At 64.2% G+C, this 18700-nt stretch carries 19 protein-coding genes and 1 tRNA gene; 8 read left to right on the forward strand and 12 right to left on the reverse strand.

Going from position 1 to position 18700, the window contains the following annotated elements; translation table 11 throughout:
- Positions 1–123: 123 nt before the first annotated feature.
- The 3 genes from QTL98_RS07525 to QTL98_RS07535 all read right to left on the reverse strand — a co-directional run bounded on the left by QTL98_RS07525 (position 124) and on the right by QTL98_RS07535 (position 2712).
- A complete protein-coding gene (locus QTL98_RS07525; RefSeq protein ID WP_445681602.1) occupies positions 124–651 on the reverse strand; it encodes a DUF934 domain-containing protein in 528 nt (175 codons plus the stop codon).
- Positions 638–2308, reverse strand: coding sequence for a nitrite/sulfite reductase (locus QTL98_RS07530; protein WP_445681603.1), 1671 nt, complete (start codon positions 2306–2308; stop codon positions 638–640). Before QTL98_RS07530 ends, QTL98_RS07525 begins: the two co-directional genes overlap by 14 nt.
- Positions 2309–2391: 83 nt before the next feature.
- Positions 2392–2712, reverse strand: coding sequence for a DUF2849 domain-containing protein (locus QTL98_RS07535; protein WP_445681604.1), 321 nt, complete (start codon positions 2710–2712; stop codon positions 2392–2394).
- A gap of 220 nt (positions 2713–2932) precedes the next feature.
- Between QTL98_RS07535 and QTL98_RS07540 the strand changes: the two genes are divergently transcribed.
- Together QTL98_RS07540 and QTL98_RS07545 are read left to right on the forward strand one after the other, a co-directional pair.
- On the forward strand, positions 2933–3082 hold the full coding sequence (locus tag QTL98_RS07540) for a hypothetical protein (protein WP_445681605.1): 150 nt from the start codon (positions 2933–2935) through the stop codon (positions 3080–3082).
- A gap of 236 nt (positions 3083–3318) precedes the next feature.
- On the forward strand, positions 3319–3462 hold the full coding sequence (locus QTL98_RS07545) for an entericidin A/B family lipoprotein (RefSeq protein ID WP_445681606.1): 144 nt from the start codon (positions 3319–3321) through the stop codon (positions 3460–3462).
- Between the two features lie 57 nt (positions 3463–3519).
- On the opposite strand, the gene QTL98_RS07550 is transcribed toward QTL98_RS07545, so the two are convergent.
- From QTL98_RS07550 to fabI, 3 genes are all read right to left on the reverse strand, one after another.
- The gene (locus tag QTL98_RS07550) at positions 3520–5247 is read right to left on the reverse strand and encodes a S49 family peptidase (RefSeq protein WP_445681607.1); all 1728 of its coding nucleotides are present in this window, start codon (positions 5245–5247) and stop codon (positions 3520–3522) included.
- A gap of 79 nt (positions 5248–5326) precedes the next feature.
- The gene (gene aroC / locus QTL98_RS07555) at positions 5327–6436 is read right to left on the reverse strand and encodes a chorismate synthase (protein ID WP_445681608.1); all 1110 of its coding nucleotides are present in this window, start codon (positions 6434–6436) and stop codon (positions 5327–5329) included.
- An 18-nt stretch (positions 6437–6454) separates the two neighbouring features.
- The gene (fabI, locus tag QTL98_RS07560; RefSeq protein WP_445681609.1) at positions 6455–7309 is read right to left on the reverse strand and encodes an enoyl-ACP reductase FabI; all 855 of its coding nucleotides are present in this window, start codon (positions 7307–7309) and stop codon (positions 6455–6457) included.
- A gap of 210 nt (positions 7310–7519) precedes the next feature.
- On the opposite strand from fabI, the gene QTL98_RS07565 reads away from it, so the two are divergent.
- Positions 7520–8872 (forward strand): YihY family inner membrane protein, encoded by a 1353-nt coding sequence (locus QTL98_RS07565; RefSeq protein WP_445681610.1) that lies wholly within the window; start codon positions 7520–7522, stop codon positions 8870–8872.
- Between the two features lie 8 nt (positions 8873–8880).
- On the opposite strand, the gene QTL98_RS07570 is transcribed toward QTL98_RS07565, so the two are convergent.
- Both QTL98_RS07570 and QTL98_RS07575 read right to left on the reverse strand, forming a co-directional pair.
- Positions 8881–9825: a DnaJ C-terminal domain-containing protein gene (locus tag QTL98_RS07570; protein ID WP_445681611.1), complete on the reverse strand. Its 945-nt coding sequence runs from the start codon at positions 9823–9825 to the stop codon at positions 8881–8883.
- 149 nt (positions 9826–9974) lie between these two features.
- Positions 9975–10457: an RT0821/Lpp0805 family surface protein gene (locus tag QTL98_RS07575; RefSeq protein ID WP_445681612.1), complete on the reverse strand. Its 483-nt coding sequence runs from the start codon at positions 10455–10457 to the stop codon at positions 9975–9977.
- A gap of 252 nt (positions 10458–10709) precedes the next feature.
- Here QTL98_RS07575 and pdxH point away from each other — a divergent pair, with 252 nt between their 5' ends.
- Genes pdxH through QTL98_RS07600 form a run of 5 tightly spaced genes read left to right on the forward strand, consistent with a single transcriptional unit; the run spans position 10710 to position 15041 of the window.
- Positions 10710–11303 carry a pyridoxamine 5'-phosphate oxidase gene (pdxH, locus tag QTL98_RS07580; RefSeq protein ID WP_445681613.1) on the forward strand — a complete coding sequence of 198 codons (594 nt, stop codon included), beginning with the start codon at positions 10710–10712 and terminating at the stop codon, positions 11301–11303.
- Complete coding sequence (locus tag QTL98_RS07585; RefSeq protein WP_445681614.1) at positions 11303–12493, forward strand: MlaE family ABC transporter permease; 1191 nt, start codon at positions 11303–11305, stop codon at positions 12491–12493. The genes pdxH and QTL98_RS07585 overlap by 1 nt, the downstream gene beginning before the upstream one ends.
- 2 nt (positions 12494–12495) lie before the next feature.
- A complete protein-coding gene (locus tag QTL98_RS07590) occupies positions 12496–13368 on the forward strand; it encodes an ABC transporter ATP-binding protein (RefSeq protein ID WP_445681615.1) in 873 nt (290 codons plus the stop codon).
- Between the two features lie 12 nt (positions 13369–13380).
- Positions 13381–14367, forward strand: coding sequence for an MlaD family protein (locus QTL98_RS07595; protein ID WP_445681616.1), 987 nt, complete (start codon positions 13381–13383; stop codon positions 14365–14367).
- Positions 14364–15041: an ABC-type transport auxiliary lipoprotein family protein gene (locus tag QTL98_RS07600; RefSeq protein ID WP_445681617.1), complete on the forward strand. Its 678-nt coding sequence runs from the start codon at positions 14364–14366 to the stop codon at positions 15039–15041. Before QTL98_RS07595 ends, QTL98_RS07600 begins: the two co-directional genes overlap by 4 nt.
- 92 nt (positions 15042–15133) lie before the next feature.
- Here the strand turns inward: QTL98_RS07600 and QTL98_RS07605 are convergent, their stop codons facing one another.
- The 4 genes from QTL98_RS07605 to QTL98_RS07620 all read right to left on the reverse strand — a co-directional run bounded on the left by QTL98_RS07605 (position 15134) and on the right by QTL98_RS07620 (position 18460).
- Complete coding sequence (locus tag QTL98_RS07605; RefSeq protein ID WP_445681618.1) at positions 15134–15343, reverse strand: hypothetical protein; 210 nt, start codon at positions 15341–15343, stop codon at positions 15134–15136.
- A 138-nt stretch (positions 15344–15481) separates the two neighbouring features.
- Positions 15482–16840, reverse strand: a complete 1359-nt coding sequence (locus QTL98_RS07610) for a hypothetical protein (protein ID WP_445681619.1) — start codon at positions 16838–16840, stop codon at positions 15482–15484.
- A 318-nt stretch (positions 16841–17158) separates the two neighbouring features.
- Positions 17159–17235 (reverse strand) — tRNA-Pro (locus QTL98_RS07615).
- 193 nt (positions 17236–17428) lie between these two features.
- Entirely contained in the window at positions 17429–18460 is a 1032-nt protein-coding gene (locus QTL98_RS07620) for a polyprenyl synthetase family protein (protein ID WP_445682106.1), read from the reverse strand.
- Between the last annotated feature and the right edge of the window lie 240 nt (positions 18461–18700).

The raw sequence follows: 18700 nt of genomic DNA on the forward strand, positions 1-18700 counted from the left end.
TATTTGTACGGCTTTGGCTGTGAACAGGCAAAATAAACCGCGCGTGATCGATGGCCCAGCCAAAGAAAAAGGGAAGGCGCGGGGCCTTCCCTTTTTGATCTGGTCGTCTGTACGGACAGCTGGTTACTCCGCCGCCTGCTCCTGCCGCTCCCAGCGGCCGGTGCGCAGCGCGGTGATCCAGGGGCGGCCGTCGGCCGTCGGCTGGTACCAGACCGACAGTTCCTTGAGCGCTGCCGCCCAGGCCTCTTCGGCATCGGCACGCGGGATCAGGTAGCTGTCGAAGCCGCAGCGCTGCATGAACAGCAGCTGGTCGCGCAGCACTTCGCCGGTGGCGCGGATGCGGCCGGTAAAGCCCAGCCGCTCGCGCAGGATGCGGGCGCTGGAAAAGGCACGGCCGTCATTGAACTTGGGGAAGTCGAGCGCGACGAGGCTGACGCGGGAGAGGTCCTCTGCCGTCAGCTGCTCCACATCCTCGCCGGCCTTGACCGCAAGGCCCAGTGGGCCTTCATGCGCGGCCCAGGCCTCACGCTCCGCCAGATAACGGGCGAAGGGCACAATCACGGCGGCAGCGGGGTTTGCCGGCGACGGGTCTTCTTCCGTCAGCGTCTGCCACGTATCCTCGACGATATGGCCGTTCTCAAGCAGCGGCATCGAGATTCTCCTCAGCAAAAGCTTCCTTGAACGGCCCGATACCGAGCCGCTCGACCGTGGCGATGAACTTCTCGCCCGGCTGACGCAGCTTCAGGTAGGTGTTCACGATCACGTCGATGGCATCGATCACGCGGTCATAGCTGACAGCGGGGCCTACACGGTCGCCGAGTTTGGCGAACTCGTCCGCCCGGCCACCGATGGTGATCTGGTAAAATTCCTCGCCGCGCTTGTCGACGCCCAGAATGCCGATATGGCCGACATGGTGATGGGCGCAGGCATTGATGCAGCCGGAGATGTTGACATGCAGTCGGCCGATATCGTGTTGCTTTTCGAGGCTGGCGAAATGCTTCGACAGGCGCTGGGCCACCGGGATGGAGCGGGCCGTTGCCAGCGCGCAGTAATCCATGCCCGGGCAGGCGATGACATCGCTGATAAGGCCGATATTGGCGGTCGCGAGGTCATGCGCCTTCAGCTTCTGCCACAGGGCGTAAAGGTCGCTCTGGCGCACGTTCGGCAGCACAAGGTTCTGCTCATGCGCCACGCGCAGTTCGCTGAGGCTGTATTCGTCGGCAAGGTCCGCCAGCGCGTCCATCTGGTCGGCAGAGGCGTCGCCGGGAATGCCGCCGATGGGCTTCAGCGAAATGTCGACGATGGCATAACCCGGCTGGCGGTGCGCGGTGATCGCCACCTTGGCCCAGGCGCGGAATTCGGCATCCTCGAACAGCTTTGCCTCATAGCCGCTGTCCCTGGCCGGTAGCGTCTCATAGGCCGGCGGGGCGAAGTAGGCGCGGATGCGCTCCACCTCTTCCTGCGGCACGGTGAGGGCACCGTCCTTCAGGCTTTCCCATTCCTCGTCGGCCTGACGGCGATATTCCTCGATGCCGATATCGTCGACGAGGATCTTGATGCGGGCCTTGTACTTGTTATCGCGGCGGCCATAGCGGTTATAGACGCGCAGGATGGCTTCCAGATAGCTCAGCAGATGCTCGGCCGGCATGAACTCGGCAATCGTCTTGCCGATATAGGGGGTGCGGCCAAGGCCGCCGCCGACGATGATCTCGAAGCCGATCTTGCCTTCGGCGTTCTTGTGGGCACGCAGGCCGATATCGTGCACCTTGACGGCAGCCCGGTCGCTGGGCGAGCCGGTGACGGCGATCTTGAACTTGCGCGGCAGGAAGCTGAATTCCGGGTGCAGGGTCGACCACTGGCGCACCAGCTCGGACCATACGCGCGGGTCTTCCACCTCTTCGGCGACAACGCCGCCATACTGGTCGGCCGTCACGTTGCGGATGCAGTTGCCGGACGACTGGATGCCATGCATCTCGGCCTCGGCCAGCACTTCCAGAATCTCGGGGATCTCTTCCAGCGTCGGCCAGTTGTACTGGATGTTCTGCCGGGTGGTGAAATGGCCATAGCCCTTGTCATAGGTGCGGGCGACATGGGCGAGCGTGCGCATCTGGCGGCTGGAGAGCGTGCCGTAGGGGATGTTGATACGCAGCATGTAGGCGTGCAGCTGCAGATAAACACCGTTCATCAGGCGCAGCGGCTTGAACTGGTCCTCGGTGATCTCGCCGGACTGGCGGCGGGCCACCTGGTTGCGGAACTGGCGGGCACGTTCCAGCACCAGCGTGCGGTCGAATTCGTCGTAACGGTACATCGCTCGATCAAACCTGTCAGTTCAGGCCAGGGCCGGAAGAGGGCAGCTGGCGCTTGTTCCTGATATCGCCTGGAAGGCCTGCTTCAGGCCGCGTGGCCCTTGGGGCCCCATACCTGCTTGCCGAGATCCAGCCGGACACTGGGGCCCAGAGTGCGGATCTTCTCGCGATACTTGGTCGGCTCCAGCCGGCCTTCGGCATCGCGCACCACATCCATCAGGTAAGGATCTACGGCAGTCGCCTGATAGCTGCCGGTCTTGGCTTCGGCCAGCAGGGCCTCGCCGGCATCCTTGCCGGCCGGACACAGCCTGGCTTCATTGATGTCGGCCACCCAGCGGGCATCGCCGGCAAAATACACGACGATCCCGTCATTCAGGCGATTGGCGGTCACGATCTGCTCGGCCATGCGCAGGCGGCTCCAACTATTCACAAGTCAAGATTGTTTAATCTGATTTTTATGTAGAATGGCGGGTCCGGTGTCTTTTGGCAATGGAAAACTGCCGCACCGCAGCGTTCCCTGTAATGCAAATCACACGGGTATCGGTGTTGAAATGGGCTGGTTCGGAACCCCGGCCTGTTTATCGGCGTTACTCCTGCAACCGATGCCACACATCAGTGAAGAGGAAATGTCCATGTCCGCTACCGTGCGCGCCCTCATTCTGCTTGGCCTGCTGTCGTCCGCTGCCGTCTCGATCGCCGCGTGTTCGCACACCGTCGAAGGCGCGGGCGATGACATCCAGAAGATGGGCAACGAAGTGGAAGATGCCACCGACTAACCCTTCCCGGATCTGACCGGTAACGCCGCCCGGCCCCATTGTCCAAGGGTCACCGCGGGCGGATATGACAAGGGGCGGCCCGCCTTGAATAAGCGGGCCGCCCCTTGTGCGTTTCCGGACAGTGCTTGCCGGGTCGACGGGCTTGCCTTGGTGCGCGGCTTCGCGCCATTCTCCGCGATGCGAAACGCCCGTCTCTGCCGGGCGCCGGGAATGAACCTGAAGGACGAGGTCCGATCATGCGCCGACTTGCGCATCTTGCCCTGTGTGCCCTGCTGCTTGCCGCTACCGTGCCGCTGCTTTCCGCCTGCGGAAACACCATGCGGGGGGCCGGCAGGGATATCGAGCGCATGGGGCAGGCGGTCCAGAACGCCGCGCCATGACAAAAGGCCAGCCGGAGCGCGGCTGGCCTTTTCCCGTCCCCGGTTTCTTTCTTCCGGTCAGTTACCGTTAAGGCCCACGGGCTCCATGCGTACGCTGCGGCTTTCCGCGCTTTCCGTCGCAGCCAGATAAAGGCTGGTGGCGGTCTTGAGCACGGCGTGCAGGCCAGGATTGCTGACCATGGCCAGCAGTTCTTCCAGCATGCCGCTCGGCTTCGGAAAGACTTCGAGCTGTGCGTCGCCCTTGATATCGGCAAGCCGGCGGGCCTCGTCGATGGCGGTATCGAGCCCGCCCAGCACATCGACCAGCCCCTTTTCCTGTGCCTGTCTTCCGGTCCACACCCGGCCTTCGGCAATCGCTTCCACGGCTTCCGGCGTCAGGTGCCGGGCCTCGGCCACGCGGCTGATAAAGCCGTGATAGATGACATCCGTCACCTCGCCCAGGCGCTCCTGCTCGGCCGGGGTGAAGGAACCGCCGCCCCACATGCCGGCATTGGCACCGAAGCGGGTTTCCGCCCAGTTGACCCCCAGTTCCTGCCAGAAGGCGTCGGTCACGATCTTGCCGGAGAAGACGCCGATGGAGCCGGTGAGCGTTGCCGGTTCGGCAACGATGCGGTCGGCGGCGCTCGCTACCCAGTATCCGCCCGAAGCGGCGACATCGGCCATGGAGACGACGACCTTGACGCCGGCCTTCTGGGCTTTCTGGATCGCGCGGCGGATGGTCTCCGAAGCGCTGGCCGAACCGCCGCCGGTGTTGAGGCGCAGGACGATGGCCCTGGCGCCGGAAGAGACGGCATCGGCAATGCCCTGGGAGATATCGTCGGCAGCCATCAATTCGCTGTCGAAAGGGCCACCCGGACCGGCGCTGCCGCCCACGATGTTGCCTTCGCCCTGGATGAGGGCAACGGTGGGGTCATCCGAAGACCAGCCATTTCCGGCGGCGGCGTGGTAGTCGTCGACGGTGACAAGCTCGGCACCCTTGCCGGCACGCTCCAGCGCCGCATCCTCGATCTCGTCGACATAGGCGATACGGTCGATGAGGCCCGCAGTCCTGGCGGCTTCGCCGGTCAGCGGCCCCTGGTCGAGCAGGGACTGTACCTTGGCCTGCGGCAGGTTACGGTCGGCGGCGATCCCGGCGAGAATCTGGCTGCCCATATCGCCCACCAGCCACTCCGTCATCTCGCGATTGGCGGGCGTGATGTTGCTTTCGGTCGCAATTTCCGGCGCGGTCTTGTAGGCGCCGCGCTTTTCGCCTTCGGCGGAGAGCTTCCACTTCTCAAGCGCCGAGCGTGCAAAAGGCTGGCGTGCCGCGATGCCCGTCAGGCCCACGCCGCCAAGCGGCTGCACGCCGACCAGATCGAAGGCGCTGGCGAGGAAAGTTGAAATCGTGCCATCGCCCAGATCGCCCAGCCCGGTGGAGGCCACCATGGCGAAGCGGCCGCTGGAGCGGAAGCTGTGCACGGCGTCGCGCAGTTCCTGCGCCTGCGGCAGGCTGAGGGCGTTGCCATCGATATAGGCAACGAGCCCGTGTACATGCGGGTCCTTCTCCGCGCGTGTCAGCGTCAGGATCACATCGCGCAGCGAACTTTCTTCGCCCACCAGCGGGGCAAGGGCCGAGTTGGCCGAACTGTCGGGCAGACCGTTGCGCAGATCGAGCGTCAGGACGACGTTGTCCGGCAGTTCCGGTCTGGACGGCAGCAGCTTGCCGGCCAGGAAAATGCCGCCGGCAACAAGGATCACCGCCAGAAGGCCGATGATCGCGAACAATCGAACGATAAACTTCACCATAAGCGGGCCTTTGCTGCGGTGACGCGTTGAACAGCCGCCCGGTCATGCCTCCCTTGGAGGAATGCCTGGCGGCGGACTGTCAAGGCAGGGTGCTTTCAGGGAAAACGCCGCACTGGGCGCGGTGGCGCAGCAGATGATCTGCCAGCACGATGGCCATCATGGCCTCACCGACGGGAACGGCACGAATGCCCACGCAGGGATCATGCCGGCCCTTGGTCACGATATCCGCATCTTCGCCGTGAATGGTCACAGTGCGGCGGGGCTGGAGAATGGAGCTGGTCGGCTTGACGGCAAAGCGCACGACCACCGGCTGGCCGCTGGAAATGCCGCCCAGAATGCCGCCGGCGTGGTTGGAGAGGAACTGGACCTCGCCATTTTCGCCCATGCGCATTTCATCGGCATTTTCTTCGCCGCTATAGGCCGCGGCGGCAAAACCGTCGCCGATCTCCACGCCCTTCACGGCATTGATGGTCATCATCGCCGCGGCAAGGTCGCTGTCGAGCTTGCCGTAGATCGGCTCGCCAAGGCCGGGCGGCACACCTTCGGCCACCACCTCGACCACCGCGCCGAAGGAACTGCCGCTCTTGCGGGCAGCATCAAGTGCGTTCGCCCACTCTTCGGCAGCGACCGGGTCGGGGCAGAAGAAGGGGTTGTTGCCAACCTCGGACCAGTCCCAGCGGCTGCGGTCGAGCGTATGGGGCCCCATCTGGATCAAGGCGCCGCGCAGGGAGAATTTGTTGCCGAGGAAGTGGGAGAGCACCTGCCGGGCAACGCCGCCGGCGGCAACGCGCATCGCCGTCTCTCGGGCGGAGGAACGTCCGCCGCCGCGATAGTCGCGGATGCCGTATTTCTTCCAGTAGGTATAGTCCGCATGGCCGGGGCGGAACTTCTCGGCGATCTCGGAATAATCCTTCGAGCGCTGATCGGTGTTGGCAATCATGAGCCCGACGGGAGTGCCTGTCGTCTTGCCTTCAAACACGCCGGAGACGATGCGCACGGCATCGTCCTCGCGGCGCTGCGTGGTAAAGCGCGACTGGCCGGGCTTGCGCAGGTCAAGCCACGGCTGGAGATCCTCGGCCGACAGCGGGACCTGCGGCGGCACCCCATCCACCACGCAGCCGATTTCAGGCCCGTGGCTTTCACCGAAGGTGGTGAACCGGAAGAATTCGCCGAAGCTGTTACCCGCCATCGTACCGGTCCGTTTCTCTTAAGCCTTGTTGGCCATGCCGGAGAGCAGTTCGGCGGTGTCGCCGGCCGTGTCGACGGCAACCATGCCGACGGCATGGTAACCGGCATCGACATGGTGCGTCTCACCGGTAACGCCGCGCGACAGGTCGGAGAGCAGATAAAGGCCGGAGAGACCGACATCTTCGATAGAGACGTTGCGGCGCAGCGGGGCGTTGAACTCGTTCCACTTCAGGATGAAGCGGAAGTCGCCAATGCCGGAGGCGGCGAGCGTCTTGATCGGGCCGGCGGAGATGGAATTGACGCGGATGCCGTCCTTGCCCAGGTCCTCGGCGAGGTAACGCACCGAGGCTTCCAGCGCGGCTTTGGCGACGCCCATCACGTTATAGTGGGGCATCACCTTCTCGGCGCCGAAATAGGTGAGGGTGAGCATGGAGCCGCCCGGGCCCATCAGCGCGGCGGCGCGCTGGGCAACAGCGGTGAAACTGAAGCAGGAGATGTCCATGGTGAGGGCGAAGTTGGCGCGGGTGGTGTCCACATAACGCCCGTCGAGTTCGCGCTTGTCGGAAAAGCCGATGGCGTGAACCACGAAGTCGAGGCCGCCCCACTTGTCCTTGATCTCGGCAAAAGTCGCATCCAGCGCTTCGTCCGAGCCTACGTCGCATTCCAGCACGTGCTCGACGCCGATCTGCTCGGCCAACGGCACCACGCGCTTCTTCAGCGCGTCACCCTGGTAGGTGAAGGCGAGGCGGGCGCCCTGCGCAGCCACGGCACGGGCAATGCCCCAGGCCAGCGAACGGTCATTGGCGACACCCATGATCAGGCCGCGTTTGCCCTGCATCAGGGAGCCGGTAGGCAGATCGCTCAGGTCGGTCATGGTTGCGGTTATCCTTCCGCTTGAAACATTATTGGCAATCCGGCTCAGCCGGTCCGGGCATCGCCGCGCTTTGGGTGCGGCGCAATGTGGCAGGCTGGCGGTTGGTGGCGCATCCTACACCAACCTATTGACCGGTCAACGAAACCGGGCAAGCTGCTGGTGTTGTTGAAGTGCGGGGGCACTTCTGTAAAAGGCGGTTGTTGCCAGGGCGTGGTGCCCATCGGGGGTTCGATGGTGGAAATGCGCAAGAGCCTGCGCCGGTTGCAGGCAAGACTGCTGGCGGGCCGGGGGGCCCGTTTCGTCCGGCTTGTCGTGCGCCGCATCCGGGAAGACCGGTTGCAGCAGGCCATTCCGGCACTGACCTACAATTCGCTGCTGGCGCTGGTGCCGCTGGTAACGGTGTGGGTGTCGGTCCTGTCGGCCATGTCGAATTTCAGCGGCCACATTTCCTCGGTCCAGGCCTCGATCATGAGCATGCTGGTGCCGGAGATCGGTGAAGCGGTGGGGCGCTACATCACCCAGTTCACCGCCCGGGCCGAGCGCATCGGCGCGGCAGGTACGATCTTGCTGGTCATTACCAGCCTGATGCTGGTCTCCAACATCGAAACCACCTTCAACCGCATCTGGCGGGTGCGCCGGTCGCGCCCGACGGGACTGCGCGTGCTCTCCTACTGGGCACTGCTGAGCCTTGGGCCCATCCTGTTCACCGTCGCCGTTCTGGCATCGGACTGGTTTTTCCGCCTGCTGCGCGGCGCGGGCGTAGACAGGATGGCCTTTGCCTGGGAACTCGGTGTGCGCTCGCTGCCCGTGCTGGCGGAGCTTCTGCTGCTCTCGTTGCTCTATGGTCTGCTGCCCAACCGCAAGGTGCGCTGGCTCGATGCCTGCACGGGCGCGGTGGTGGCAACGGTGATCCTGGAAGCCGCCAAGTTCTGTTTCGGTCTCTATCTCAGGGCCTATCCGGCCTATGGCAGCATTTACGGCGCGCTTTCCACGCTGATGATCTTCCTGCTCTGGGTCTATCTGCTCTGGAGTTCGGTGCTGGCAGGCGGCGTGATTGCGGCCTGCCTTCCCGAATGGCGGGCGGGTGCCGGCGAGAAGGGAGAAGAAAACCAGTGGCTGCAAGGCTCACAGCTCTCCCTCGCGCTAGGCATCTTTCGCGAGCTTTCGCTGGATCGGCGCGGGATTGACCGCGAAGGGCTGGTGCAGTTGCTGCGCCGGCCGAATGCCCTGATTGAACCGATGACGGAGCGGCTGCAGACGGCGGGGTATCTTGCCCGCAACGAGCATGAAAAGCTCTTTATCGCCTGCGATATCCATGGGCTGTCGCTGTGGCAGCTCAAGGTCGGGCTTGGCCTTGCCGCCGATCAGGGATTGCCCGATCCGGCTCTGGCGCCGGATTGGCAAAAGCCCTTCATCGGCCTGATGCAGAAGCTGGCGGCAACCGAGGAGCAGCAGCTGGCGATCAGCGTTGCCGATCTGGTGGAGGCGTTACCGCCCCGGCCCGCATCCGAGGGAAAGGTCGCTGACCGTCCGGGGGCAGAGGCGCTGAAGGCGGTCAGGTAACCGGCGCTTCAGCCCATCCCCGCTTTCTTGCGCACATCATACTCATGGTCCTTGGCCCACTTCTCCACGAACTGGGCCAGCTCATCATCCACAGTTTGCGGCAGCACCACCGTCAGGCTGACATACTGGTCGCCGCGCTGATGGCTGGTGGCGTCTTCCACGCCCTTGCCCTTGAGGCGCAGCTTGGTGCCGGTGTTCGAGCCGCGTGGAATGCGCAGCGACACCTTGCCGTCGATGGTCGGCACCTCGATGGAATTGCCGAGCACGGCTTCCTGCAGGGTCACCGGCACGGTGACGTGAATGTCATTGCCGCGCCGCTCGAAGAAGGCGTGCGGCTCCACATGTACTTCAACGATGGCATCGCCAGCCCCGCCGCCGCCAAAGCCGGAGGTGCCCTGGCCCTTGAGGCGCAGTTTCTGGCCGTCCGTCGTACCGGGCTGGATGGAAACTTCGATGGTGCGCCCGGTGGTCAGCTCCAGCCGCCGCTTGGCGCCGCGCGCTGCTTCGATGAAGCTGACGGTGATGGAGTAGGCAACATCCGCGCCGCGTGAGGTCGGGCCCCGGCGTCCGCCGGCGCCGGCCCCGGCGCCTCGTGCGGCACCACCAAAGGGACCGTCCTCGTCGCCGAACAGGTCCTTGAAGATGTCTTCGGCGGAAAAACCGCCAAAGCCTTCAGAGGCACCGGCGCTGGTGTTGTTGCGCCGGCGCGAGGAGGAACGGAAGCCGCGCTCCTGGCCGGAGGCGTCAATCTCGCCCCGGTCGAAGCGGGCGCGCTTGTCTGCGTCGGAAAGCAGGTCGTATGCGGCGGTTACTTCCTTGAATCGCTGCTCGACCACGCTGTCACCGGGATTGAGGTCCGGGTGATATTGCTTGGCGAGCTTGCGGTACGCCTTCTTGATATCGTCGGCGGAAGCGTCGCGGGAGACGCCGAGAAGCTGATAGGGGTCGCGCATGCGTCCTGGGATCGGTGGGCCGGTGACGGCAGTGTCTCGGGAGCGCTCCCCGGTGCGGGCAGCGCAGGTCTGATGCAGAAATATAAAGGGTGGCGCCAAAGACGCCACCCTCATCATGTCCTGAAATCCGAAGAGCCGAAGCTTTTGGATCAGTTGACGACCTGCCAGGTGCCATCTGGATTGCGGCAGGCCGTGCCCACAGCTTCCTGCGGCTGGTCGCCGATATAGACGGTGTTGCGGTATTCGCGGCAGTAGCGGCCATTGGCACTGGTGCCGTCACGCACCGGGGTCACAGTGCCGTGGTGGCCGCTATCCGGGTTGTTCCAGCTGATGGTTTCGCCAACCGGCGCGGTGTGGGCGGAGTCGGCTGCCTGTTCGGCATACATCTGGTCAGCCTTGTCGAGGCTGGCGCCGATGTTGGAGCCCAGCAGGGCGCCCAGCACCGCGCCGGCGCCGGTAGCCCAGAGCCTGCCGCTGCCGCCGCCGATCTGCGAACCGGCAAGGCCGCCCAGCACGGCGCCGCCGAGGCCGCCAACCGTCTGCTTCGTGCCGCCGGTCTGGCAGGCCGAAAGCGCGAGAGCGGAAATGGTCGCTATAGCGATGGAGCGGGCAATCGACTTGCTCGTGATCATGGTTGCAGTTTCCGTTGTGTGATCCGGAAAGGAGTTTGGTTCTAAACGCCTGGATCGATAGGTAGGTTGCGAGTGTTCAAGACTTGAAGCGCATTACCAGTGATGTTCGTGCGCGAGCGGTGCCTGTCAAGGCCGCCTCGCTTGCCGATCGTGCGGTGTTGCAACTAAGGGCTTGCGCGGGCGGCAGAAAGACGCCTTGCTTCAGGTTCAACCTAACCAGTTCATTAAGGCGGAAAGAAGGCCCGGCGGTAAATGCAGGACGACCTGATAGTGGCAGATCCCTATGCTCTTTTCGGGAGCTGGCTGGACGAAGCCGGCAAGAGCGAACCCAACGATGCCAACGCGATGAGCCTTGCGACGGTAGACGGTGACGGCATGCCCTCCGTGCGTGTCGTGCTGCTCAAGGATTTCGACGAGCGCGGCTTCGTTTTTTATACCAATACCGAGAGCGACAAGGGCCGCCAGCTGCTTGGTCACCCCAAGGCGGCGCTGTGTTTCCACTGGAAGAGCCTGCGCCGCCAGGTGCGGGTCTGGGGCGATACCAGCCTGGTGAGCGCCGGCGAGGCGGATGAATATTATCATAGCCGTCCACGCGGTTCGCAGATCGGCGCCTGGGCCTCGCAGCAGTCGCGCCCGCTGGACAGCCGCGCGACGCTGGAGCGCCGCGTCGCGGACTTCACGGCGCAGTATGGCGTTGGCGAGATTCCCCGGCCCGACCACTGGACGGGTTTCCGGATCGCTCCGCGCCGCATCGAATTCTGGCGTGACCGCGAATTCCGCCTGCATGACCGCATGGTCTACACCCGCGCCAACGCGGGCTGGACGACCGAGCGGCTCTATCCCTGATGGCGGGTCGCGCCGCATCCCATACCGACGCCACGCTCGGCATCGAGCAGAGCGGGCGCTGGTCGGTGCTGATGCTGGGGGGCGACTGGATCGCCGCCACGGCAACGGCCGCGGATGCGGCGCTTGTCCGGGCCCTGTCCGGCAAGCTGGAAAAGGGCTTTCCGCCGGACTTTGCCGTTGGCGATACGGCGAGCGAGATAGCCATCGATATCAGCGGCGTCGGCCAGCTCGACATTACCGGTGCCTGGCTTATTCATCGCACCCGGACAGAGCTGGAGGAATGTAGCCTCGGCACCCGGCTCTCCGGCGCCAGCGCCGAGCACCGGCAGCTGATCGACCGCGTGGCGGAAGCCGAACATCCGCCGCCCGAGCCGGCGCCCAGAGAAAACTGGGGCGTTACCGTTCTGGCGCGTATCGGCCGTGGCATGATCGGGGTCGGGCAGGAACTGCGCGACCTGACGGGCTTTTTTGGTCTGCTGCTAACGGTCGCGCTGCGCACCCTCATCAATCCCGCGCGCCTGCGCCGGACGGCCACCGTGCATCACATGGAGCAGGTGGGGCTCAATGCCGTGCCCATCGTCATGCTGATGTCTTTCCTGGTGGGCGTCGTGCTGGCCTTCCAGGGTGCGCAGCAATTGCAGGCCTTCGGCGCTGAAATCTACACCGTCAATCTCGTCGCGCTGTCGGTTATGCGTGAGATCGGCGTGCTGATGACGGCTATTCTGGTTGCCGGCCGGTCCGGCAGTGCTTTCACGGCTGAAATCGGCTCGATGAAGCTGCGCGAGGAAGTAGACGCCATGCTGACCCTCGGGCTGGACCCGATGGAAACGCTGGTGCTGCCGCGGGTCGTCGCGCTGGTTCTTATGTTGCCGGTACTCACCTTTCTGGCCGATATCGCCGGCCTGCTGGGGGGTATTTTGATGGCGTGGGGCGCGCTCGACGTCTCACCGGGCCTTTTTCTCGTACGCCTGCAAACGACGACGGACATCCGGCACTTCTGGCTCGGCATGGCAAAGGCACCGGTTTTTGCCGTGGTGATTGCCATGGTAGGCTGCCGGCTGGGGCTCAACGTCAGTGGCAGCGCCGAATCCCTCGGCCGCCTCACCACGCGCTCGGTGGTGGTCTCCATCTTCCTCGTCATTATCCTCGACGCACTGTTCTCGGTGCTGTTTTCCTCGATGGGGATCTGACGATGAACGGGACGCTGCGGGCTGTGACGGACGAGCACGGGGACGGGGCGGCCATCATCTCCGTGCGTGGCATCGTGAACCGCTTCGGGCGGCAGACGGTGCATGACGGTGTCGATCTTGATCTTTATCGCGGCGAGGTTCTCGGTGTCGTTGGTGGCTCGGGCACGGGCAAATCCGTGCTGCTGCGCACCATCGTCGGGCTCAACCGACCGCAGGCCGGCGAGATTTCTCTTTTCGGCCAGCCTGTTTCCGCCATGTCCGACGAGGAGCGCCGCCGGGTCGGGCAGCGCTGGGGCGTGCTGTTTCAGGACGGAGCCCTGTTCTCCGCGCTGACCGTGGCGCAAAACATCCAGGTGCCGATGCGCGAACATCTGCGCATGCCGCAGCGGCTGATGGACGAGCTGGCGGCGCTGAAGATCGCGATGGTCGGTCTGCCGCCGGAGGCGGGTGCCAAGTTTCCGTCAGAGCTTTCGGGCGGCATGCGCAAGCGCGCCGGCCTCGCCCGCGCGCTGGCACTTGATCCGGAAGTGGTCTTCCTTGACGAGCCGACAGCCGGGCTCGATCCCATCGGCGCGGCAGCTTTCGATGCGCTGATTGCGGAACTGCGTGACCGCATCGGCCTTTCTGTCTTCATGGTGACCCATGATCTCGACAGCCTCACCACGGTGTGTAACCGCATCGCCGTGCTGGCCGAAAAGCGGGTGCTTGTGACCGGCGACATGGATACCATGCTCGCCAACGATCATCCGTGGGTGCGGGAATATTTTCACGGGCCGCGCGCCCGGGCGGCGCTTGCTTCATCAGGGGAGCAAACGCAACCGGCGCAGGCCGGCACGGCATATCCTGAAAAAGCTGACCCCGAAAAAGCTGACTAGGACGGGCAACAGATGGAAACCAACGCACGCCATGTCTTGATCGGCAGCTTCACCCTCGTGGTGGTGCTCCTCGGTATCGTCTTTGCCGTCTGGCTCTCCAAGGCGCAGTTCGAAGATGATTTCACCTATTATCGCCTGTCCTTTCCGGCGCCGATCTCCGGCCTTGGCAAGGCAAGCCGGGTGCGCTTCAACGGTATCGATGTTGGCGAGGTCACCGATATCCGCATCGATGGCGAGCGGCCGGACCGTGTTCGGGTCATCATTCGCATCGATAGCGGCACGCCGGTGCGCACGGATTCCATCGGCCGGGTAGAGCTGACCGGCCTTGCCGGCACGTCCATCGTGCAGATCTCGGGCGGCTCGGCGGATGCGCCGCTGCTCCGGCCCGAGCCGGGCCAGAACATGGCCAAGATCCCGGCGCGCCAATCGACGGTGCAGCAGCTTTTCGACAACGCGCCCGATCTCATGAATGCCATCGGCGCGCTGGTGAATGACGCGCGCGGCGCTTTCAGCCCGGCCAACCAGCAGGCCATTTCCGGGCTGCTCTCCAACCTCAATACGGTGAGCGGGGTGCTGGCCGAGCGCAAGCAGGCCATCGGCGAGAGCGTGGACAATGTGCGCGAGGTGACCGGCGAACTGAGCCAGCTGTCACAGCGCCTGACCCAGCTCGCGGCCCGGCTTGAAGGTACCACCGACAAGCTCAACGGCACGATCGACAGCGCCAACGGCCTGCTTTCCGGCGATGTGAAGGATATCGTCTCCATCGCACGCGACGCTGCCGCCAACATCGACCGGGTCGCCGGGCAGCTCGACATCATGCTGGATGAGAGCGGGCCGAGCGTGACCAACTTCGCCAATGGCGGGCTCGACCAGATTTCCCGCTTCATGGTCGAGGCGCGGCAGCTGGCTGCCTCTCTCAACGACCTCGTCCAGAAAATCCAGAGCGATCCCCCTCGCTTCCTGCTCGGAACCCAGGCCAAGGAGTACAAGCTGCCATGAGCATGAGCCGCCGCGCCTTTGCCCGTTTTGGCATGCTTGCCGCCAGCGCCGCCCTGCTTGCCGGTTGCGGCGCCCTTGGGGCTGTGGACGATGCCGGCAGTGCCCCGCAGCTTTATGACCTTGTGCCGCCCTCCCGCCAGCTCTCCGCGATGCCGCTCGCCATGCCGCTGCAACTGGTGATCGCCGAGCCGGATGCCTCCGGCGGGGTGGAAGGCAATCGCATCACGCTGAAACCGTCGCCGGTCGAGGTGCAGTATTATGCCGGAGCGCGCTGGGTGGACCGTACGCCGCGCCTTGTGCAGACGCTGCTGATGGAAGATGTCGAGGCGATGGGGCTGGTTGCCTCCGTCGAGCGCCAGTCCGTCGGCGTGCGCGGCGACTATATGCTGAAGTCTGACATCCGCAGCTTCGAGGCGGTTTATAACGGCACGCCCGGCGACCAGAATCCGCCGACGGTAACGGTTGCCATCAACTTCAAGCTGGTACGCCAGCGCGATGGCCGCATCGTCGGCTCCCGGACCTTTGAGGCCACCGGTCCGGCCGCCGCCAACCGCATCGACAGCATCGTCGGCGCCTTCGATGCCCAGCTGGGTGCGGTGCTGGGCCAGGAAGCGCGCTGGCTGCGCGATCTGCTGGATGGCGAGATGGCCAGCGGGGCGATGAAGAAGCCTTGAGGCTCTCGAAGGCCGGCAGTGCGTGAGCGCGCTTAAAAGCGAAAGGGCCCTGAGGGGCCCTTTTTTGTATTCAGCAGTAACGGCAGCCGAATTCAGACGCTGATATCGAGGTTCGTGCCGCGCGGGCCGGCCTGGGGCAGGCCGTCGAGCATCTTGTTCACCAGGGTCTCGGTGAGATCCATCGTCTTGCGCAGCAGGGAAACGGCCGGATCGGTCGGCACATCACTGCTGCCGGCAGACGCCGAACCAGTGCCCTGCATCATGGCGGACGGGGTTAGCGATGTTGCGGAACCTACGTTCATACCTGAACCTCATGCCATCAGCTGGCGGTCAAAGCGCATACGTGCACTAGAGAAACATAGCACGGTTGGCCGCCCGCGTCACCCCGCCGCATGATTTTACGGGGTGGCGAAGGGCAGCGGGTTGATTCTGCTACTCTTTCAATCCGCGTAGATGCTCTTGATGAAGCGGGTGATCACCTTGATGCGGGGCACGCGGTAAAAGCGGTCACGCCAGCGCTCCACGCACATCACGAAGGGGCGGTCCAGTTCCTCGCCGCGCGCGGCGATCTCGGCCATCACCTGGTCGCGGCGCTTCTGGCCCCATTCCTCGATGGCGTCGTTGAAATTGGCCATGAATTCTTCGGCCATGGTATCGGAGAGTTTCAGCACCTCGCGCAGCTTCACGAGGGTAAAGCTCTCCACCGCATCCTCGCCGATGGCATTGATGCGGTTTTCGTTGGTGGGGTCGGCCACCAGCCCGGCGAATTCCATACCCTTGGCGAAGACGCCGAGCCAGGCCTTCTCGCCGAAGCGGCGGCGGATCTTCACGATGATATCGATCAGTCCGCGGTCAGGCCCCTGCACCTGGCTGTCATTTTCGATGCGGTCGCGGATGGAGCCGCCAGCGGCGGCTTGTCCGTTTTCCTTCTGGCTGCGCTCGCGCTCGGAGATTGCCTCGGCGAAGATCGGCAGGGCCTCGGCATAGCGGCAGGCTTCCAGCCAGCAGTTGGTGCCCTTGCCTGCGCTGATCGAACCCCGGAAGCCGATGGCGGAAGCCTGCTCCATCAGGGCGCGCAATTCGTCGAGCCGCTTGGGTGTCAGCTTGCGCAGTGCTTCGATCTGGCTTGGCCGGTGCAATTCGCCGATGCCGCGGTCGAGCGTTTGCAGAATGGGAATGTCGCCGGCCTTCATGGTCACGATGGCGGGCAGCTGTTCGGGAGAAGAGAGCTGAACCCCGACCGCCAGCATGTTGCGCACGGCTTCGTTCAGCGAGCGATGGGGGCTGAACAGGGCATCGTCCCGGCAGGCGGTGGCATGGGAGTAAAAAGTAATCCGCTCCGGCCAGGTGAGCAGGACAGTGGCAAGCTCATCCAGCAGCAGGCGCTTGAGGCCGCCTTCGGCGATGCCGAAGCGGGCGCCGATCTCTTCATTGAAGTTGCGGCTCACATGGCCCTGCGTCACCAGCATGCGCCGGCGGCGGAAATGCTCCAGCGCACGGAACAGCAGCAGCAGTTTTTCCCAGCTGGCGCCCTTGTCGGCAATGATGGGGGCGTCGCCCAGCAGATGCAGGCCACGATCATCATCCGCTGCCGCATATTCACTCGCCTCGCGAAGCTGCATCAGCATGCGGTGGCGGATATCCTGCAATTGCAGATGATAGGCTTCGACGGTGGCTTTTTGCTGCGCGGTAACGCGCGCCGCTGCCGCCTTGGCGGCCGCGCTGTTTTCTTCGCCGAAGGCACTGGCCACACGTTTTACCGCCGATGCCAGCGGCTTGATAACATCGGTCAAAGGCATCCGGGCCCCCGGAGGGCAGGTGATTACGTAAAAGACAGTTCGCATCCGAAATGGTAACGAATTCGTTAATTTTTCTGGAAAGTGATTGGAAAATAAGCCGATTGCCTGAATTCGGAGCGAAATACCGCTAGCTGTATGCAATCGGCTTGGCGCACCCACAATCCCTGTGTTTCGGCGTTTCCGGGCAGGAGACGGGGGGCGGGTGCCTACCCCTTGATGCGACTGTCTGCTGCATGCCGATTCGCTAGATGCCCTGCGTCATCAGACGGCCAGAAAAGCAAAAAGCCGGCCCGCATTGCTGCGGCCGGCTTTTTTGAATGGTCGGGGCGAGAGGATTCGAACCTCCGGCCTCTGCTTCCCGAAAGCAGCGCTCTACCAGGCTGAGCTACGCCCCGACTTTTTGCCCTCGACTTTTGCTAACCGGCCTGGTGTCCGGAGCCATCGGGCGGGCGCTTTGTAGCCACCGCCGCCGGTGCTTGCAAGGGGTTTTTTACCGCTTTGTGAGTGTGCTGCTTCAAGCGCCCTCATTATGACCAGCCGCAGGGCCTTGCGGCTTCGTTCCGGCTCCGGCCGGGCCTCGGATCCGGTTCAGTAGTCGCGTTCGATGCAGAAGGCGATGACGTCGGCGAGCGCCTGCTTGAGTACGCTCTCCGGGGCATGTTCCAGCGCAGCGATCGCACGCTCGCCCCATTCGCGCGCACGGTCCATGGCACCGTCGAGCGCGTCGTGCTGGCGCAGGAGGGCGATGGCGTGGTCAAGGTCGCCTTCTTCCTGTTCCTGCCGCTCCAGCGTGCGGTTCCAGAACGCCCGTTCCTCCTCATTGCCCTTCGCGATGGCGATGAGGATCGGCATGGTGATCTTGCCGGCCCGGAAATCGTCGCCCACCGTCTTGCCCAGCTGGGCCTGCACGGCGGAATAATCCAGCACGTCATCGACGATCTGGAAGGCCATGCCGAGCGCCATGCCATAGTCGCGCATGGCGGCGCAGGCCTGCTTGTCGCAGCCGGCAATCACTGCGCCCACTTCGCAGGCGGCGGCAAACAGCTCGGCGGTCTTGCCTTCGATCACGCGCAGGTAATCGGCTTCGACCGTGGCGGTATCGTTGGAGGTGATGAGCTGAAGTACCTCGCCTTCGGCGATCACGGCCGAGGCGCGGGAGAGAATGCGCAGCACTTCAAGCGAGTGGGTTTCCACCATCAGCTCGAAGGAGCGCGAAAAGAGGAAATCGCCGACCAGCACACTGGCCTGGTTGCCCCAGACCGAGTTGGCGCTCTCGCGCCCGCGGCGAAGATCGCTTTCATCCACCACATCGTCATGCAGCAGCGTGGCGGTGTGGATGAACTCGACGGCGGTGGCGATCAGCAGATGGGCGTCGCCCTGGTAACCGAAGAGCCGGGCGGCGGCCAGCGTCAGCAGCGGCCGCAGGCGCTTGCCGCCGGAGGCGATCAGATAACCGGCAAGCTGCGGGATCAGCGGTACCGGGCTTTCCATCCGCGAGATGATGAGCGCGTTTACCTGCCGCAGATCCTCGGTCAGCAGGGCGTGCAGCCGCTCCAGCGCATTGTCCGACGCGGCAGCCGCAACCACCTGTTCCTGCTTCAATCCCGTGGCAACAGCCATTTCAGTCCGTTCTGTCATCAAGGAACAAGAGCCTGGCACTGGACCTTCTGGCCCGGCCGGAAACCCTTGCTCGTCCCGTAAGTTGACCGCGCGCGCGGCGCCTGCGATGCATAACTGCATTAATGGCCAGCCAAAGTCTAGAACTGAGGCATGGTCTGCCCTGCGACGGTCGGCGCCAGTGTAACCGGGCCCACAGCCCCGTGTTCATGCCCTGCGCAGGTTCCGGGGAGATTGAATGAA

Source organism: Radicibacter daui, from assembly GCA_030657355.1.
In the GTDB taxonomy this organism is placed as follows: Bacteria; Pseudomonadota; Alphaproteobacteria; order Radicibacterales; family Radicibacteraceae; genus Radicibacter; species Radicibacter daui.

Bases quoted from the DNA above. Each gene is read 5' to 3' on its own strand.
- QTL98_RS07525 (WP_445681602.1), bottom strand. From the start codon at position 651: ATGCCGCTGCTTGAGAACGGCCATATCGTCGAGGATACGTGGCAGACG.
- QTL98_RS07530 (WP_445681603.1), bottom strand. From the start codon at position 2,308: ATGTACCGTTACGACGAATTCGACCGCACGCTGGTGCTGGAACGTGCC.
- QTL98_RS07535 (WP_445681604.1), bottom strand. From the start codon at position 2,712: ATGGCCGAGCAGATCGTGACCGCCAATCGCCTGAATGACGGGATCGTC.
- QTL98_RS07540 (WP_445681605.1), top strand. From the start codon at position 2,933: ATGTCCATGTCCGCTACCGTGCGCGCCCTCATTCTGCTTGGCCTGCTG.
- QTL98_RS07545 (WP_445681606.1), top strand. From the start codon at position 3,319: ATGCGCCGACTTGCGCATCTTGCCCTGTGTGCCCTGCTGCTTGCCGCT.
- QTL98_RS07550 (WP_445681607.1), bottom strand. From the start codon at position 5,247: ATGGTGAAGTTTATCGTTCGATTGTTCGCGATCATCGGCCTTCTGGCG.
- aroC (WP_445681608.1), bottom strand. From the start codon at position 6,436: ATGGCGGGTAACAGCTTCGGCGAATTCTTCCGGTTCACCACCTTCGGT.
- fabI (WP_445681609.1), bottom strand. From the start codon at position 7,309: ATGACCGACCTGAGCGATCTGCCTACCGGCTCCCTGATGCAGGGCAAA.
- QTL98_RS07570 (WP_445681611.1), bottom strand. From the start codon at position 9,825: ATGCGCGACCCCTATCAGCTTCTCGGCGTCTCCCGCGACGCTTCCGCC.
- QTL98_RS07575 (WP_445681612.1), bottom strand. From the start codon at position 10,457: ATGATCACGAGCAAGTCGATTGCCCGCTCCATCGCTATAGCGACCATT.
- pdxH (WP_445681613.1), top strand. From the start codon at position 10,710: ATGCAGGACGACCTGATAGTGGCAGATCCCTATGCTCTTTTCGGGAGC.
- QTL98_RS07585 (WP_445681614.1), top strand. From the start codon at position 11,303: ATGGCGGGTCGCGCCGCATCCCATACCGACGCCACGCTCGGCATCGAG.
- QTL98_RS07590 (WP_445681615.1), top strand. From the start codon at position 12,496: ATGAACGGGACGCTGCGGGCTGTGACGGACGAGCACGGGGACGGGGCG.
- QTL98_RS07595 (WP_445681616.1), top strand. From the start codon at position 13,381: ATGGAAACCAACGCACGCCATGTCTTGATCGGCAGCTTCACCCTCGTG.
- QTL98_RS07600 (WP_445681617.1), top strand. From the start codon at position 14,364: ATGAGCATGAGCCGCCGCGCCTTTGCCCGTTTTGGCATGCTTGCCGCC.
- QTL98_RS07605 (WP_445681618.1), bottom strand. From the start codon at position 15,343: ATGAACGTAGGTTCCGCAACATCGCTAACCCCGTCCGCCATGATGCAG.
- QTL98_RS07610 (WP_445681619.1), bottom strand. From the start codon at position 16,840: ATGCCTTTGACCGATGTTATCAAGCCGCTGGCATCGGCGGTAAAACGT.
- QTL98_RS07620 (WP_445682106.1), bottom strand. From the start codon at position 18,460: ATGGCTGTTGCCACGGGATTGAAGCAGGAACAGGTGGTTGCGGCTGCC.